General features: G+C 69.5%; 15 protein-coding genes. 1 reads left to right on the top strand and 14 read right to left on the bottom strand.

Translation table 11 applies throughout. From position 1 onward, the window contains the following. Positions 1-38 precede the first annotated feature (38 nt). The 9 genes from rlmN to rpsB all read right to left on the bottom strand — a co-directional run bounded on the left by rlmN (position 39) and on the right by rpsB (position 7,824). Positions 39-1,157: a 23S rRNA (adenine(2503)-C(2))-methyltransferase RlmN gene (gene rlmN / locus ACFV9G_RS12865; RefSeq protein ID WP_378727898.1), complete on the bottom strand. Its 1,119-nt coding sequence runs from the start codon at positions 1,155-1,157 to the stop codon at positions 39-41. Positions 1,158-1,278: 121 nt separating this feature from the next. Continuing rightward, a complete protein-coding gene (locus ACFV9G_RS12860; RefSeq protein WP_378727859.1) occupies positions 1,279-1,677 on the bottom strand; it encodes a hypothetical protein in 399 nt (132 codons plus the stop codon). Positions 1,678-1,808: 131 nt separating this feature from the next. Then, a complete protein-coding gene (locus ACFV9G_RS12855) occupies positions 1,809-2,777 on the bottom strand; it encodes a hypothetical protein (RefSeq protein ID WP_378727858.1) in 969 nt (322 codons plus the stop codon). Positions 2,778-2,965: 188 nt separating this feature from the next. Then, complete coding sequence (locus ACFV9G_RS12850) at positions 2,966-3,472, bottom strand: histidine phosphatase family protein (RefSeq protein WP_378727857.1); 507 nt, start codon at positions 3,470-3,472, stop codon at positions 2,966-2,968. After that, positions 3,472-4,380, bottom strand: a complete 909-nt coding sequence (locus tag ACFV9G_RS12845) for a phosphatidate cytidylyltransferase (RefSeq protein WP_378727856.1) — start codon at positions 4,378-4,380, stop codon at positions 3,472-3,474. Before ACFV9G_RS12845 ends, ACFV9G_RS12850 begins: the two co-directional genes overlap by 1 nt. Positions 4,381-4,536: 156 nt before the next feature. After that, on the bottom strand, positions 4,537-5,091 hold the full coding sequence (gene frr / locus ACFV9G_RS12840) for a ribosome recycling factor (RefSeq protein ID WP_378727897.1): 555 nt from the start codon (positions 5,089-5,091) through the stop codon (positions 4,537-4,539). Between the two features lie 59 nt (positions 5,092-5,150). Continuing rightward, positions 5,151-5,864, bottom strand: a complete 714-nt coding sequence (gene pyrH, locus ACFV9G_RS12835) for a UMP kinase (RefSeq protein ID WP_378727855.1) — start codon at positions 5,862-5,864, stop codon at positions 5,151-5,153. A gap of 168 nt (positions 5,865-6,032) precedes the next feature. Then, a complete protein-coding gene (gene tsf, locus ACFV9G_RS12830) occupies positions 6,033-6,842 on the bottom strand; it encodes a translation elongation factor Ts (protein WP_378727854.1) in 810 nt (269 codons plus the stop codon). A gap of 49 nt (positions 6,843-6,891) precedes the next feature. After that, positions 6,892-7,824 carry a 30S ribosomal protein S2 gene (gene rpsB / locus ACFV9G_RS12825; RefSeq protein WP_378727853.1) on the bottom strand — a complete coding sequence of 311 codons (933 nt, stop codon included), beginning with the start codon at positions 7,822-7,824 and terminating at the stop codon, positions 6,892-6,894. A gap of 422 nt (positions 7,825-8,246) precedes the next feature. Between rpsB and ACFV9G_RS12820 the strand changes: the two genes are divergently transcribed. Beyond that, positions 8,247-8,870: a murein hydrolase activator EnvC family protein gene (locus ACFV9G_RS12820; RefSeq protein ID WP_378727852.1), complete on the top strand. Its 624-nt coding sequence runs from the start codon at positions 8,247-8,249 to the stop codon at positions 8,868-8,870. On the opposite strand, the gene ACFV9G_RS12815 is transcribed toward ACFV9G_RS12820, so the two are convergent. The 5 genes from ACFV9G_RS12815 to ACFV9G_RS12795 all read right to left on the bottom strand — a co-directional run bounded on the left by ACFV9G_RS12815 (position 8,789) and on the right by ACFV9G_RS12795 (position 13,730). Further along, positions 8,789-9,394, bottom strand: coding sequence for a hypothetical protein (locus ACFV9G_RS12815; protein WP_378727851.1), 606 nt, complete (start codon positions 9,392-9,394; stop codon positions 8,789-8,791). The genes ACFV9G_RS12820 and ACFV9G_RS12815 overlap by 82 nt on opposite strands. Before the next feature lie 227 nt (positions 9,395-9,621). Next, positions 9,622-10,584: a tyrosine recombinase XerC gene (locus tag ACFV9G_RS12810; protein WP_378727850.1), complete on the bottom strand. Its 963-nt coding sequence runs from the start codon at positions 10,582-10,584 to the stop codon at positions 9,622-9,624. Positions 10,585-10,612: 28 nt separating this feature from the next. Beyond that, positions 10,613-11,785, bottom strand: a complete 1,173-nt coding sequence (locus ACFV9G_RS12805) for a DNA-processing protein DprA (RefSeq protein WP_378727849.1) — start codon at positions 11,783-11,785, stop codon at positions 10,613-10,615. After that, positions 11,782-13,365 (bottom strand): YifB family Mg chelatase-like AAA ATPase, encoded by a 1,584-nt coding sequence (locus ACFV9G_RS12800; RefSeq protein WP_378727848.1) that lies wholly within the window; start codon positions 13,363-13,365, stop codon positions 11,782-11,784. The genes ACFV9G_RS12805 and ACFV9G_RS12800 overlap by 4 nt, the downstream gene beginning before the upstream one ends. Further along, positions 13,365-13,730, bottom strand: a complete 366-nt coding sequence (locus tag ACFV9G_RS12795; RefSeq protein WP_091050102.1) for a YraN family protein — start codon at positions 13,728-13,730, stop codon at positions 13,365-13,367. Before ACFV9G_RS12795 ends, ACFV9G_RS12800 begins: the two co-directional genes overlap by 1 nt. Positions 13,731-13,845 lie beyond the last annotated feature (115 nt).

Genomic DNA, 13,845 nt, shown 5'->3' with positions numbered 1-13,845 from the left:
GGCGATGTCCTCGTGGCCCGAGGACCTCGCCCGAACGGCTACTCCGCTGCGGCCAGCTGGCCGCAGGCGCCGTCGATCTCGCGGCCGCGGGTGTCGCGGACGGTGGTGGAGATGCCCTTGGCCTCCAAGCGGCGTACGAACTCACGCTCGTCGGCCGGGTCGGAGGCGGTCCACTTGGAGCCGGGGGTCGGGTTGAGGGGGATCAGGTTGACGTGGACCCAGCCCCAGTCGCCGTAGGAGTTGAGGACGTCGGCGAGCAGGTCGGCGCGCCAGCCCTGGTCGTTGATGCCGCGCATCATCGCGTACTCGATGGAGACCCGGCGCTTCGTCACGCGCGCGTAGTTCCAGGCGGCGTCGACGGTCTCGGCGACAGAGAAGCGGGTGTTGATCGGGACGAGCTCGTTGCGCAGCTCGTCGTCGGGGGCGTGCAACGAGAGGGCGAGGGTGACCGGGATGCCCTCCTCGGTGAGCTGCTTGATCCTCGGGACCAGGCCGACCGTGGAGACCGTCACGTGGCGGGCCGAGAGGCCCAGGCCCTCGGGCGCAGGCGAGGTGAGGCGGCGTACGGCACCCATCAGCGCCTTGTAGTTGGCCATCGGCTCCCCCATGCCCATGAAGACCACGTTGGAGAGGCGGCCCGGGCCGCCGGGGATCTCGCCGCTGGCCATCTGCCGGGCGGCGACGACGACCTGGTGGACGATCTCGGCCGTCGACATGTTGCGCTCGAGACCGCCCTGGCCTGTCGCGCAGAACGGGCAGGCCATGCCGCAGCCGGCCTGGGAGGAGATGCAGACCGTGGCGCGGTCGGTGTAGCGCATCAGCACCGACTCGACCAGGGCGCCGTCGAAGAGCTTCCACAGCGTCTTCACCGTGGTGCCCTTGTCGGCCTCCTGCTGACGGATCGGCGTCATCAGGTCGGGCAGGAACGTGTTGACCAACTCCTGGCGCTGGCCCGCGGGAAGATCGGTCATCTTCTCGGGGTCGTCGACCAGCCGCTCGAAGTAGTGCACCGAGAGCTGCTTGGCCCGGAACCCCGGGAGCCCCGCCTCCTTCGCCGCGTCCTGACGGCCGGCAAGGTCGAGGTCGGCCAGGTGACGCGGCGGCTTTCCGCGGCCCTTGGGCGGCGCCATCACCAGGGGCAGGCGGCGCCCCTCCATCGCGGCGGCCTCGGCCTCAGGACTGTGCGGGGCCGGTACGTTCGCAGGATCGGGCTCGGTCACTGCTTCATTGTCCCACCGGGGTGCTGCGTACGGCTAAACCTGGATCCAGCCCGCCCGGTCAGCCCGTCTTCAGCAGGATCCAGAAGACCAGCGCGCCGACACCGACCACCACCAGCACGGTCAGGATGATCCCCAGCCAGACGAACTCGGCCAGGCGGCGGGTCTTGCGCGGGATGAGCAGGGCCAGCGGCACGAGCAGAGTCAGCGTCACCCACGGGAACAGCTCCTCGGCTCGCTCCTGACCGACCACCCACGCCAGCAGGGCACCCCAGGTGCCCGGCACCAGGATCGCGTACGCCAGGCCGATGTAGAAGCCGACCAGGGCTGCCACGGTCGGGTGCGAGTCGTGCAGCCACGCCCACACGCCACCGGACCCCGAGGACTCCTCCTCCGGGCCGTGATCTGCCTCGACGTCTGGATCGGAGTCCACGTCGAGGTCCGCGGGACGCTGGGTCACCCTTCAACCGTAACGCCGAACCACGTCATCCTTGGTAAAGAATCGCTGCGGTCCGCCACTTGGATAGTTCGGGGTGGCTTGGCCCCTCTACCCGCGGGTAATGGGCCGGTTCGCCCGGAGCTATCCGGTTGTCAGGCGGCCCGTCGGAGGAAGCAGGCACGCTGAGCCTGTGTCAGGGCACGCCGCTCCTCGACCGTGTTGGTCGACACCCACCACCGAGGCGGCTCGATCGTCCAGGCTCGCTCACTCGTCGGCACCCGGTTCGCGCGAGCCCGTGCCTCCAACGTGCGGCGTTTGAAGTCGGCCGGGTCATTCCGATCAGCCGCGACCATCGTGACGTACTCGAGGCCCGCTCGCCTGAACGCCGCCTCACGAACCAGGTCCTTCCTGCGCTGCTTCGCGGCGAGGTGGACCTTGCCGTCGTACTCCCCCACCACGCCCCGCTCGAGATCGAGTACGTCCGGAGTGCCGATGTGTCGGCCGTCGAGGTCGAAGATCGGCCTGTTGGTGACGACATGTCCGAGCCCCAGCCGCACCGTCCAGGTCAGACGTAGGTCAACCTCCGCCGGCGACCAGACGTTCTCATTCGCATGGGTAAGCGCCTCACGCAGATGGCCGACGCCAGCCCAGGCCACCAACTCGTCGGCGTACTCGGCCAGTTCGTCGAGCGAGATCAGGTCACTGGCCGCAACGAGATCGATCCAGCGCACCGCCTCCATCAGGTTCGGCGCGTATCTGACCTCATAGGCGGTTGACCGGAGGGGACCCGTCAGCACCACGCCGTCATCTGTCCGACGCTCGGCGGGAAGGAGCCGTTCGTGGCTGATCACGATGCCTTGGCGCGCTCGGGTGTTGTGTCCCGGCGTCACAATCGCGGCCGCCGCCCGTGCACCGTATCGATCGGTGCCGTCAACCCACTTGACCTTGGCCCAAGCCAGCGCGGCCCACCCGGTCAACGCCCCGTCGGCGGGCACCACGCTCGCAGCCTCGAGCGCCCGCTGTTGCGGATCCGACCCGTCGACGTGGCTGGGAACGTACAACCCGTTGAAGCACCGCCGCCAAGCGCTCCCACGCGCCTGTTTCCGGGTCGGGCCGCTCATCCCGGAAGGATCGACCCGCACCGGGCGCACGAGTCCGGGCCGCCCAGATATCTCCGACGGCCGGAAGTGCTCCCGACGTTTGGCCATCCTCAGATCATGGCCACGACCACCGACATTCAGCCGGCTCGCCGATAGTCCCGGGCGGTCCGGCCCATCTACGTATCGGTAACGGGCCAAGACGCCCGGGACTATCTGGCGTCGACGGTGATCAGGTCCGGGAGACCGAGATCTCGCCATCGGGCGAGGTCCGGGGGCCTGCCGGTGAGCTCACTGACCAGGACGGTCCAGGCAGTGCCATGGCCGACGAGCACGAGATCTTCGCCCGCGTGGGCAGCGAGGATCCCGGAGGCGGCCTTCGTCACGCGGGTGCGGCACACCTCGAGTGGCTCCCAGCCGTCGTACGCGGGCAGGGTCGGCTCCGCGAACGCGCGCTCGACCGTGGCGTGGAAGTCCTCGACCCACGCCTCGCCGCGGCGGTGCTCGCGGAGAGCGTCGACCACGCCCACCTCGCCATCGGTGAGCAGCTGGGCGGTCTGCTGCGCCTTGGGCTCGGGCGAGGAGTACCACGCAGCGCCGGCCGGGAGCCGGTCACGCAGGGCCCAGATGTCGTCGAACCCGGCCGGGTCGAGTTCCCAGTGCTCCGCAGCGACGCCACGGACGACCAAGGGTCGGCCGTGGCGTACGAGGAAGAGCATCAGAAGACGGCGTAGTGGAGGATCAGCCAGACCGGGGCGACGGTTGCCAGGAGCGAGTCGAGGCGGTCCATGAGGCCGCCGTGGCCGGGGATGATCTGGCTCATGTCCTTGACGCCGAGGTCACGCTTGATGACCGACTCGACAAGGTCGCCCAGGACCGCCATCACGCAGGCGACCACGCCGAGCGCGACACCGACCCACCAGGACGCGTCGAGCAGCCATACGACCAGACCGACGCCGGTGGCGACGGTGAAGACCACCGATCCGGCGAAACCCTCCCACGACTTCTTCGGGGAGATCACCGGCGCCATCGGGTGCTTGCCGAAGAGGACCCCGGCCACGTAGCCGCCGATGTCGGACATGATCGTGAGCAGGACCCAGACGATGATGCCGCGTACGCCGTCGTCCGAGAGGCCGCCCGAGGTCCAGCCACCACCCTCGCCGAGCATGAGCGCGACGAACGACCCCAGGAACGGCAGGTAGAACAGGGTGAGGACCGAGGCTGCCGAGGTGCGTACGTAGCCGTCGACCCCACGCCGCAACACCCACAGCATGATCACCAGAGCGGTGACCGCGGTCGCCGTCACCAGCGCGTCGGCACCGAAGAAGTACGCCGCCAGGACCATCAGCGTGCCGCCGATCATCAGCGGCTGCTCGGGGACGTCCATGTCCTTGGCCATCAGGCCACGGTGGAGCTCCCAGACCGCGGCGACGACACAGCCGACGACGATCAGCATGAACGCCGTCTTCACGAACATCAGGCTCAGCGCGATAGCGACCAGGAGGACGACGGCGGAGCCGATCGCCGCCGGCAGGTTGCGACCGGCGCGGCCGTAGTCCTTCTTCGGCGGCTCGGAAGCTGACGGAGAGGGCGACGGCGGCGTCTGGCTCACAAGGGATTCCTTCATGCTCAGGTCCTTTTCTGGTCGCGGTCCGACTCGCTTGTGGAACTCGACCTCGGGCGGGTAGATCTCGACCCGCTTCGCGGCTTCGCAAGCTCAGCCGCTGCGCTCGCTCGATCTCTTCGCGTTGTGACCCTGCGACTTCGTCGCAGGGTCACAGGCTCAGACCTCTAGCAGCTCGGCTTCCTTGGACTTGAGCAGCTCATCGATCGCGTCGGTGTGCTTCTTGGTGAGGCCGTCGAGGCGCTTCTCGGCACCGGTGACGTCGTCCTTGCTGGCCTCGCCGTCCTTCTCGAGCTTCTCGAGACCCTGCTTGGCCTTCTGGCGCACCTGGCGCACCGAGATACGACCCTGCTCGGCCTTCTCCTTGGCGAGCTTGATGTATTCCTTGCGGCGCTCCTCGGTCAGCTCCGGGAAGACCGCACGCAGGATCTTGCCGTCGTTGGACGGGTTGACACCGAGGTCGGAGTCGCGGATCGCCTTCTCGACATTGGCCATCGCGCCGATGTCGAACGGGGCGATGTTGATGATCCGCGGCTCGGGGCTGGTGAACGAGGCGAGCTGCTGGATCGGCGTCGGGGTGCCGTAGTAGTCGACCAGGATCTTGCTGAACATCTGCGGGGTCGCCCGGCCGGCACGAATCGTGGCGAAGTCCTCACGCGTGGAGTCCACCGACTTCACCATCTTGCTGTCGGCCTCGTTGAGGATGTCGTTGATCACCGGATGCTCCTGTGCGCTCGTAAGTGTTGTGGGTGTGGCGTGTGGGCTCGTGCCGCTCAGCCAGCGGTGACGAGCGTACCGATCTTCTCACCCTGGACGATCCGGTAGACCGCCCCCTCGTCCTCCGCGCCGTAGACGACGATCGGCATCTTGTTCTCCATGCAGAGGGCGAACGCGGTGGCGTCGGCGATCTTGAGCTGCTTCTGCAGCGCCTCACCAAAGGTGATCTCATCGTACTTCGTCGCCGTCGGGTCCTTCTTCGGGTCGGCGGTGTAGACCCCGTCGACGCCGTTCTTGGCCATCAGGACCACCTCGGCGTGGACCTCGAGGGCGCGCTGGGCGGCAACGGTGTCGGTGGAGAAGTAGGGCATCCCGGAACCGGCGCCGAAGATCACGACGCGGCCCTTCTCGAGGTGACGCATGGCCTTGCGCGGGATGTAGGGCTCCGCGACCTGGCCCATCGTGATCGCCGTCTGCACGCGGGTGTCGACACCCTCCTTCTCGAGGAAGTCCTGCAGCGCGAGGCAGTTCATGACGGTGCCGAGCATGCCCATGTAGTCGGCGCGGGACCGGTCCATGCCGGCCAGCTGGAGCTCGGCGCCGCGGAAGAAGTTGCCGCCGCCGACAACGATCGCGACCTGCACGCCGGAGGCGGCGACAGCGGAGATCTCCTTGGCGATCGAGGCGACCACGATGGGGTCGACACCGACCTCGCCACCGCCGAAGTTCTCTCCGGACAGCTTGATCAGGATGCGCTGGTAGCGGGTCATGCCGTGGCCTTTCCTGGGGCGACCTCTTGCGGGGTGGTGCATGCGGGGGTGGCGTACGAAAGGGCCGGTCCGATGATCACCATTCGGTTCATCGGACCGGCCCCTTTCGTCGTACGTTGCTGCTCAACCTAACCGATCGCGCGCTGTGCGCGCGGAATCAGGCTCGGTTCAGGCGCCGACGTCGAAGCGGGCGAACTGCTTCACCTGCGTGTTGGCGGCGTCGAGGACCTGCTTGACGGACTTCTTCGACTCGAAGACCGACTCCTGGTCGAGCAGGACGATCTCCTTGAAGAACGCCTTGATCCGACCCTCGACGATCTTGGCGACGGCAGCCTCGGGCTTGCCCTCCTCGAGCGTCTTCTTGGTGAGGACGTCCTTCTCGGCGTCGACCACGTCGGCCGGCACCTCGTCGGAGGTGAGGTACTCCGCCTTGAGCGCAGCAGCCTGCTGGGCGGCCTGCTTCGCGGCCGCCTCGTCACCCTCGTAGGCGACCAGGACGCCGAGGCTCGGCGGCAGGTCGGAGGCCTTCTTGTGCAGGTAGACCGTGGTCTCACCCTCGAAGTAGGCCACCTGGCCGAGCTCGATCTTCTCGCCGATGGTGCGGGCGAGCTCCTCGACGGTCTCGCCGACCGTCTTGTCGCCGAGCGAGACGGCCTTGAGGGCCTCGAGGTCGTTGGCCTTGTTGGCGTCGGCAGCATCGGCGATCTGCTGGGCAGCAGCGACGAAGCCCTCGTTCTTGGCAACGAAGTCGGTCTCCGAGAGGAGGCTGACCAGCGCGTTGCCGGACGCGGCGACGAGGCCGGCCGAGGTGGTGCGCTCCGCGGCGCGGGCGGCGGCCTTGGCCGTGCCCTTGACGCGAAGGATCTCGACAGCCTTGTCGAAGTTGCCGTCAGCCTCGTCGAGCGCCTTCTTGCAGTCCATCATGCCGGCCTGGGTCAGCTCACGGAGCTTCTTGACGTCGGCAGCGGTGTAAGCCATGTGTGTCTTCCTCTGACTTGTTAAGTGGCTCTTGGGTGGACGATGAGGCTCAGGCCTCGGCCGGGGCCTCAGGGGCCTCGGCGGGGGTCTCCTCGGCCGGAGCCTCGGTGGTCTCAGCAGCCTCCGCGGCGGGGGCCTCCGCGGCCGGGGTCTCCTCGGCCTTGGCCTCCTCGGCAGCCGGGGTCTCCTCGGCCTTGGCCTCCTCGGCAGCCGGGGTCGCCAGGAGCTCGCGCTCCCACTCGGCCAGCGGCTCCTCGGCGGTGGCGCCCTCGGTGCCCTCGGTCTTGCCACCGGAGCGGGCGATGAGGCCCTCGGCGACAGCGTCGGCGACCACGCGGGTCAGCAGGCCGACCGCACGGATGGCGTCGTCGTTGCCCGGGATCGGGAAGTCGACCTCGTCGGGGTCGCAGTTGGTGTCCAGGATGCCGACGATCGGGATCCTGAGCTTGCGAGCCTCCTCGACAGCGAGGTGCTCCTTCTTGGTGTCGACGATCCAGACGGCGGACGGGGTCCGGCCCATCTCGCGGATGCCGCCCAGGGTCTTCTCGAGCTTGTCGCGCTCCCGCTTCATCTGCAGGAGCTCCTTCTTCGTGCGGCCCGAGCCGGCGACGTCGTCGAAGTTGACCTCGTCGAGCTCCTTGAGGCGGTTGATCCGCTGGTGCACGGTCTGGAAGCTGGTGAGCATGCCGCCCAGCCAGCGCTGGTTGACGTAGGGCATGCCGACGCGGGTCGCCTGCTCGGCGATGGCCTCCTGGGCCTGCTTCTTGGTGCCGACGAACATGATCGTCCCGCCCTTGGCCACGGTCTCCTTGATGAAGGCGTAGCTGCGGTCGATGTAGGCCAGCGACTGCTGCAGGTCGATGATGTAGATGCCGTTGCGGTCGGTGAGGATGAACCGCTTCATCTTCGGGTTCCAGCGACGGGTCTGGTGTCCGAAGTGGACGCCGCTCTCGAGGAGCTGGCGCATGGTCACGACTGCCATGATGTTTTTTCTCCTAGGTGGTGGCCCGCGCGTGCACCGCTGGTGGCTCGACCTTGCGTTTCTCGAGGTCGGGCGGGTGTTGGCGCGAGCCGGTCGGTTTTCAGTTTCGCGCCCATCGGTGGTGATGGGCCCTGACGCCTGCACGCGGTCCGACCTGAGCGTGCTGCTCGGGACTGAGGGCCGCGCCCGCGGGCGACCGGCGTCTCGGAGCGAGATACCGTCGCGGTCTGCTGGCGTGCGAAGTCAGCCCACAAGGGGCTGCCGGTCCAAGACTAGCCGCCGACCGGTGTCTCGGGCCAATCCTCCGTGACCGGCTCCGGCGCGGGCCGATCAGTGTCCACAGGGGTGTTTCGGGACGGGGTTCTCCACAGGACGTACGGCGCTCGTTGTGCGGGTCCTCGATCCGGGGTTGTCTGCTCGTCATGACCTCGTACCGCCTCTCCGACCGGGCCCGCGCCCTCGTCGCGGCCCTGTTCCTCGTCGTCCTCATCGCCCCGGCAAGCCCAGCCCTCGGAACGCCACGTGCCGAGGTGGCGCCGACCGGCGCCGCGCTGGGTGGGGCTGTGGGCCACGACGAGGGTCCGAGCCCGGTCGGAGAAGCCGACGAGGTCCCCCGAGGCGTGTGGCCACTGACACCCCAGCCGAAGGTCGTGCGCCGCTTCGACCCGCCAGACGCTCCGTGGGGTGCAGGTCATCGCGGCGTGGACTTGGCCGGGCCGCCGGGCGCGGTCGTGCGCGCCGCGTTGGCCGGGACGGTCGCCTTCGTCGGACTGATCGCCGGCAAGGCGGTGGTGACCGTCGACCACGGAGCCACCCGGACCACCTATGAGCCGGTCGCGGCCACCGTGGCCGTCGGCGACCCGGTCGCAGCCGGAGCGCCGTTGGGCCGGCTCGGTATCGCCGGCTCGCACTGCTTCCCGGCCACCTGCCTGCACTGGGGTTGGATCCGCAACGCCGACGATGTCTACCTCGACCCGCTGCTGCTCGTCGACGCGCCGGAGCCGGTCCGACTCCTCCCTCTCTGGCGCAGCGACCCGGTCAGGTAGGCCGACTCACCGAACCGCGTCCGTCCCCAGGGTTTGTAGACCGACAAGACGACGGCGATCGTGAGGGCGGTCAGCGAAACGGCCGGCGGGAACCGTAGGTTGCTGACGTCACCGGTCAGTTCGCCGCTCGCGGCCAGGATCTCGCCGGTGATCCGCACCTGCTCCATGCCTGGCATCAGGACGAAGAGGATCAGCGCCACCAGCACGATGTTGACGACCAGCTTCACCGCGACCCACCAGAACCGCACCAGCCCCCACTTGCTCCCCCATCCGAGCACCAGTCCGGTCGCCAGCACGATCAACCCCGCCGCGAGCATCGGGCCCGCGAGATAGGTGCCGATCACCTGCAGCGCCAGACCACGGTCGGCGGCGTCGCCCGATCCCGAACCGACGGCCGCCATGATGCCGACCACCACGTCGATGCCGAGCCAAGCTCCCACCCCGAGGAGATGGAGCACGAGCACTGCCTTGCGCACGCCGGGCCGCAGTCGCGCCGGCCTGTTGGACATCGAGTTCCTGGTCATGCCCTCAGACTGGCCGGGTAGCGCCGCCCCGGCGTCCGCGCGACGGCGGTGACTGCGTACGCGATCTGGCGTAGGCCCCGCCGAGTCGGCGGTCGTGCGGCCGAGTAGTGAGTCATGGGTCGCGAAAGTCGAGTTCCGTCACCAACGGCTACGGTCTCGGCCACCGCAACTGCCGACTCGGCCGACGCAACTGCCGACTCGGCCGACGCAACTGCCGACTCGGCGGGTCAGGCGCGAGGGTGGGCCTGGCGGTAGGCCTTGCGGAGCCGGTCGCTGCTGACGTGGGTGTAGATCTGGGTGGTGGCCAGGCTGGCGTGACCGAGAAGCTCTTGGACCGAGCGCAGATCGGCGCCACCCTCGAGGAGGTGCGTGGCGGTGCTGTGGCGCAGTCCGTGGGGGCCGAGGTCGGGGGCGCCGGGGACGTCGGCGAGGCGGCGGTGGACGAGGGTGCGTACGGCGCGCTGGTCGAGCCGGCCGCCGCGAGCGCCGAGGAACAGGGCCGGGCCGGAAGACTCGGTGAGCAACTGCGGGCGGCCACGGACGACCCAACGGTCGAGCGCCCGCACCGCGGGGCCGCCGAAGGGCACCATCCGCTCCTTGCGTCCCTTGCCGAGCACCCGGACGACCCGGCGCTCGTAGTCGACATCGTCCAGGTCGAGGCCGACGAGCTCACCGACGCGCGCGCCGGTCGCGTAGAGCATCTCCAGCAGGGCGATGTCGCGCATCCCCAGCGGCGTGCCGTCCTCGGCCGCGGTGATGGCGGCGGCGATGAGGGACTCGACCTCGTCGGGGCGCAGTACGGGCGGAAGCGTGCGGTGGGCCTTGGGCGAGCCGAGCGCGGCGCCGGCATCGACCTGTGCCCGGCCGGTCCGGACCAGCCAACCGCAGAAGACCCGGGCCGCGGTGGCCCTCCGGGCCAGGGTCGTACGTGAGTGGCCGGTCGTCTGCTGCTTGGCCAGCCAGCTACGCAGAGTGCGCAGGTCGATCGCCTCGGGCTCGGTGCGGCCCATCCGGCCGGCGTGGTCGAGGAGGCTGCGGATGTCGCCCAGGTAGGCCCGGACCGTGTGGTCGGAGAGGCCACGTTCGGCGGAGAGGTGTCGCTCGTAGTCCCCGAGCAGCGCGGCGTAGACCTCGGGGAGCTCCGCTTCCGTGGACCCGCCCTCCGGGTCCACCTCGGGATCAGCGCTCACCGAGCCAGGATAGGTGTTTGCCCGGGCCTCAGGTGCGAGCCGCGCCCGGGGCCAGCTGCCACCCGTCGGGGAACCGCTCGGCGAGACCGAGCGCCTCGAGTCGGGACAGCGCGGTGCCGGCAGTCTTCGGGTGCAGGCAGGCGGATCTCGCGATCGCGAGCTGTGACGAGGGGCTGCTCACCGGGACCGCATCGAGGACCTGCTTCTCGACGGAGGTGAGCGAGTCGCGGCGGCGTACGGGGCCTCGGGGTTCCTCGGGGACCGCCTCGCCCATGTCGCCGACGAGCTCGCGCACGTCGAGACCGTCGGTCACCAGGACGCCCTTCCCACTGCGGACGAGCTCGTGGGTGCCGACCGAGGTCATCGCGCCCACCTGACCCGGCACAGCCATCACGGGTGTGTTGATGCTGTAGGCCCAGTGTGAGGTGTTGAGAGAGCCGCTGCGCGCTGCGGCCTCGACGACCACGGTGCCCCGGGCGAGGGCGGCGATGATCCGGTTGCGGGAGAGGAATCGATAGCGGGTGACGGGGAACCCCGGCGCGATCTCCGAGATCACCGCTCCGCCCTCGGCGATCGCGTCGAGCAGGCGCCGGTTGCGCAGCGGGTATGGAACGTCGACGCCACCTGCGAGCACGGCGACGGTGCTGCCCGGCGGCCCGGTGAGCGCGCCCCGGTGAGCGGCCGCGTCGATGCCGACCGCTGCCCCGGAGACCGTCACGAAGTCGTTGACCGCGAGATCCGCCGCGATCCGCGCCGCGGCGTCGGCGCCATAGGCGGTGGCGTCCCGGGACCCGACGATGGCGACCGACCGGTCGAGGTCGCTGAGCAGGAGCGGTCCTCGCACCCACAGACCGAGCGGCGTGCCAGTGCGGTGTTGAAGGGGCTCCTGCCCGGCGAGCCGCTCGACCTGAACGGGCCACTCCTCGTCGCCTGGGATGACGTAGCGGAACCCGACGTTGCTCGCCCGCTCCAGGTCGCGGTCGGGGTGGATCTGGGCCAGTCGTAGCCTCGCTTCGAGGCCGTCGTCGCCGAGCTCGGGATCCTCCTCCGCAAAGCGCCGGTAGACCTCGGTCGCGGTGGATCCGACCATGCAGGTGTCGAGCAGCGGGGTGCCGGGCTCGATCAGCTGGGTCAGCGCGACCCGGGCCAGGCGCTCGCGCTCGAGGTCGGTGAAGGTCGGTGCGACGGGCTCCGCGGTCATGCCGACCTCCCCTCGAACACCGACACCGTGAGCGAGCCGCCGTTGCGCAGCGCGAGCGCCGTCTCGGTCTCGGTGACCCCCGGCCAGTCGACCCCGGCGAGGTCGGCAACCGTCCACGCGAGGCGATGCACGCGCACCGCGCCGCGCCGGGTCAGAGCGCCCGAGAAGATGCGCGAGTCGATGAGCGCTTCGGCCGATGGCGGCAGCGGCCAGTTGTCGCGCAGCGCGATGCCGCTGGCCTGCCCGTTGAGCCGCCAGCCGAAGTCGGCGTAGCGCTCGCGTTGGCGGCGTCTGGCGGCCGTGACCCGTTCACGGATGTCGGCGCTGGTCTCCGAGCCCCACGGATCACGGTTCTGCTCGGACATCGGCCGCAGCGTGCGGATGATGTCGATGCGGTCCGTGATCGGTCCGGAGACCTTCCGCTCGTAGGACTGGCGCTCGTTCGACCGGCAGATGCAGCCGTCCTTGGTGATCGAGGCGTCGAAGTTGCCGCAGGGACACGGGTTGGCGGCGAGCACGACCAGGGCGCGTGCTGGCAGCGTCACCGACTCCTCGCCTCGCGACACCGTGATGTCGCCGCTCTCCAGCGGCTCGCGCAGGCACTCGATGACGTCACTCTTGAACAACGGGAACTCATCGAGGAAGAGAACGCCGGCGTGGGACAGCGAGACCTGGCCGGGACGGACCCTGCCGGTGCCACCGCCCACGATCCCGGGTTTGGAGGCGTCGTGGTGCGGGGCCGCGAACGGCGGACGGATCAGCAGCCCTCGGTCGACGTCGAGCACCCCGGCCAGCGACTGCACCGCCATCACCTCCAGCGACTCCTCACGGGAGAGATCGGGCAGGATCGTCGGGATCCGCTCGGCGATCGAGGTCTTCCCGCAGCCCTTCGGCCCCTTCAGCAGCAGGTGGTGTCCACCGGCCGCCGCGACCTCGACCGCATAGCGGGTCTCGGGCATGCCACGAAGGTCGGACATGTCCATGTCGTCGAGCCTGCGATCACCCCGCCAGCCGAGCAGGCTGCCGCCGGTGCCGGTCGCGACCGGCGGCGCGTCGGGCACCGGCTCACCACGCAGCTCGGCGACCACCTGGCCCAGCGACCGGAACCCCAGGATCTCCATCCCCGGCACCATCCGCGCCTCGGCCACCTGCGGCTCCGGCACCACCACCCGCGCGATCCCGGCGTGGGAGGCGGAGAGCACCATCGGGAGCACCCCGGAGGTCGGCCGCAGCCCACCGTCGAGCGCCAGCTCCCCGATGAAGACCGTGCGTTCCAGCCCGGTCGTCTCGAGCTCGCCGCCGGCCGCGAGGATCGCCAACGCCATCGCGAGGTCGTAGTGCGACCCGCCTTTCGGCAGGTCGGCCGGCGAGAGCAGCACGGTGATCCGCTTGGTCGCGGGCCATTCGAGGTCGGAGTTGATGATCGCCATCCGCACCCGGTCGCGCCCCTCGGCCAGCACGCTGTCGGCACGCCCGACCAGCGTCACCCCGACCAGACCGGGCGAGACATCGGCCTGCACGTCGACCAGGTGACCGACTGCGCCCCGAAGGGCGACGCCATGGGCTCGCGCGTATCCCATCACAGGCCCCTGACGTGATCGACCAGCGCCGAGCCACGGGGCGCGTGCATCACCGCGACGAGATCGATCCGGATCCCCGGAGCGCGCACGTCGTGCTGCTCCAGCCAGGCGATCGCCAACCGCTTCAGCCGGTCGAGCTTGGTCTTGTCGACCGCCTCGTGCGGAGTGCCGCACCCGTCATGGCTGCGGGTCTTGACCTCGCACACGACGAGGGTGTCGCCCTCGCGCAGGACCAGGTCGATCTCCCCGTCAGTGCACCGCCAGTTGCGGTCGAGCACGGTCATACCCGCCTCGACCAAGTGCCTCTCGGCGACCGATTCGCCGTAGTTTCCCAGCGCGATCCGCGCCGGCGCCGTTGAACTCATCATGGGCCTCCTGCCATTCGGCTTCGAGGTCCAGACTCATCGCGAGCACCGACAATCAGGGCTGGGTCCGGGGCGCCTGGGGATAACCCCGGATCGAGATCGCCCTGTGGACAGC

The sequence above is a fragment of the Nocardioides sp. NPDC059952 genome, assembly GCF_042730435.1.
Classification (GTDB): Bacteria; Actinomycetota; Actinomycetes; order Propionibacteriales; family Nocardioidaceae; genus Nocardioides.
This window is presented reverse-complemented; position numbering and strand designations above follow the sequence as displayed.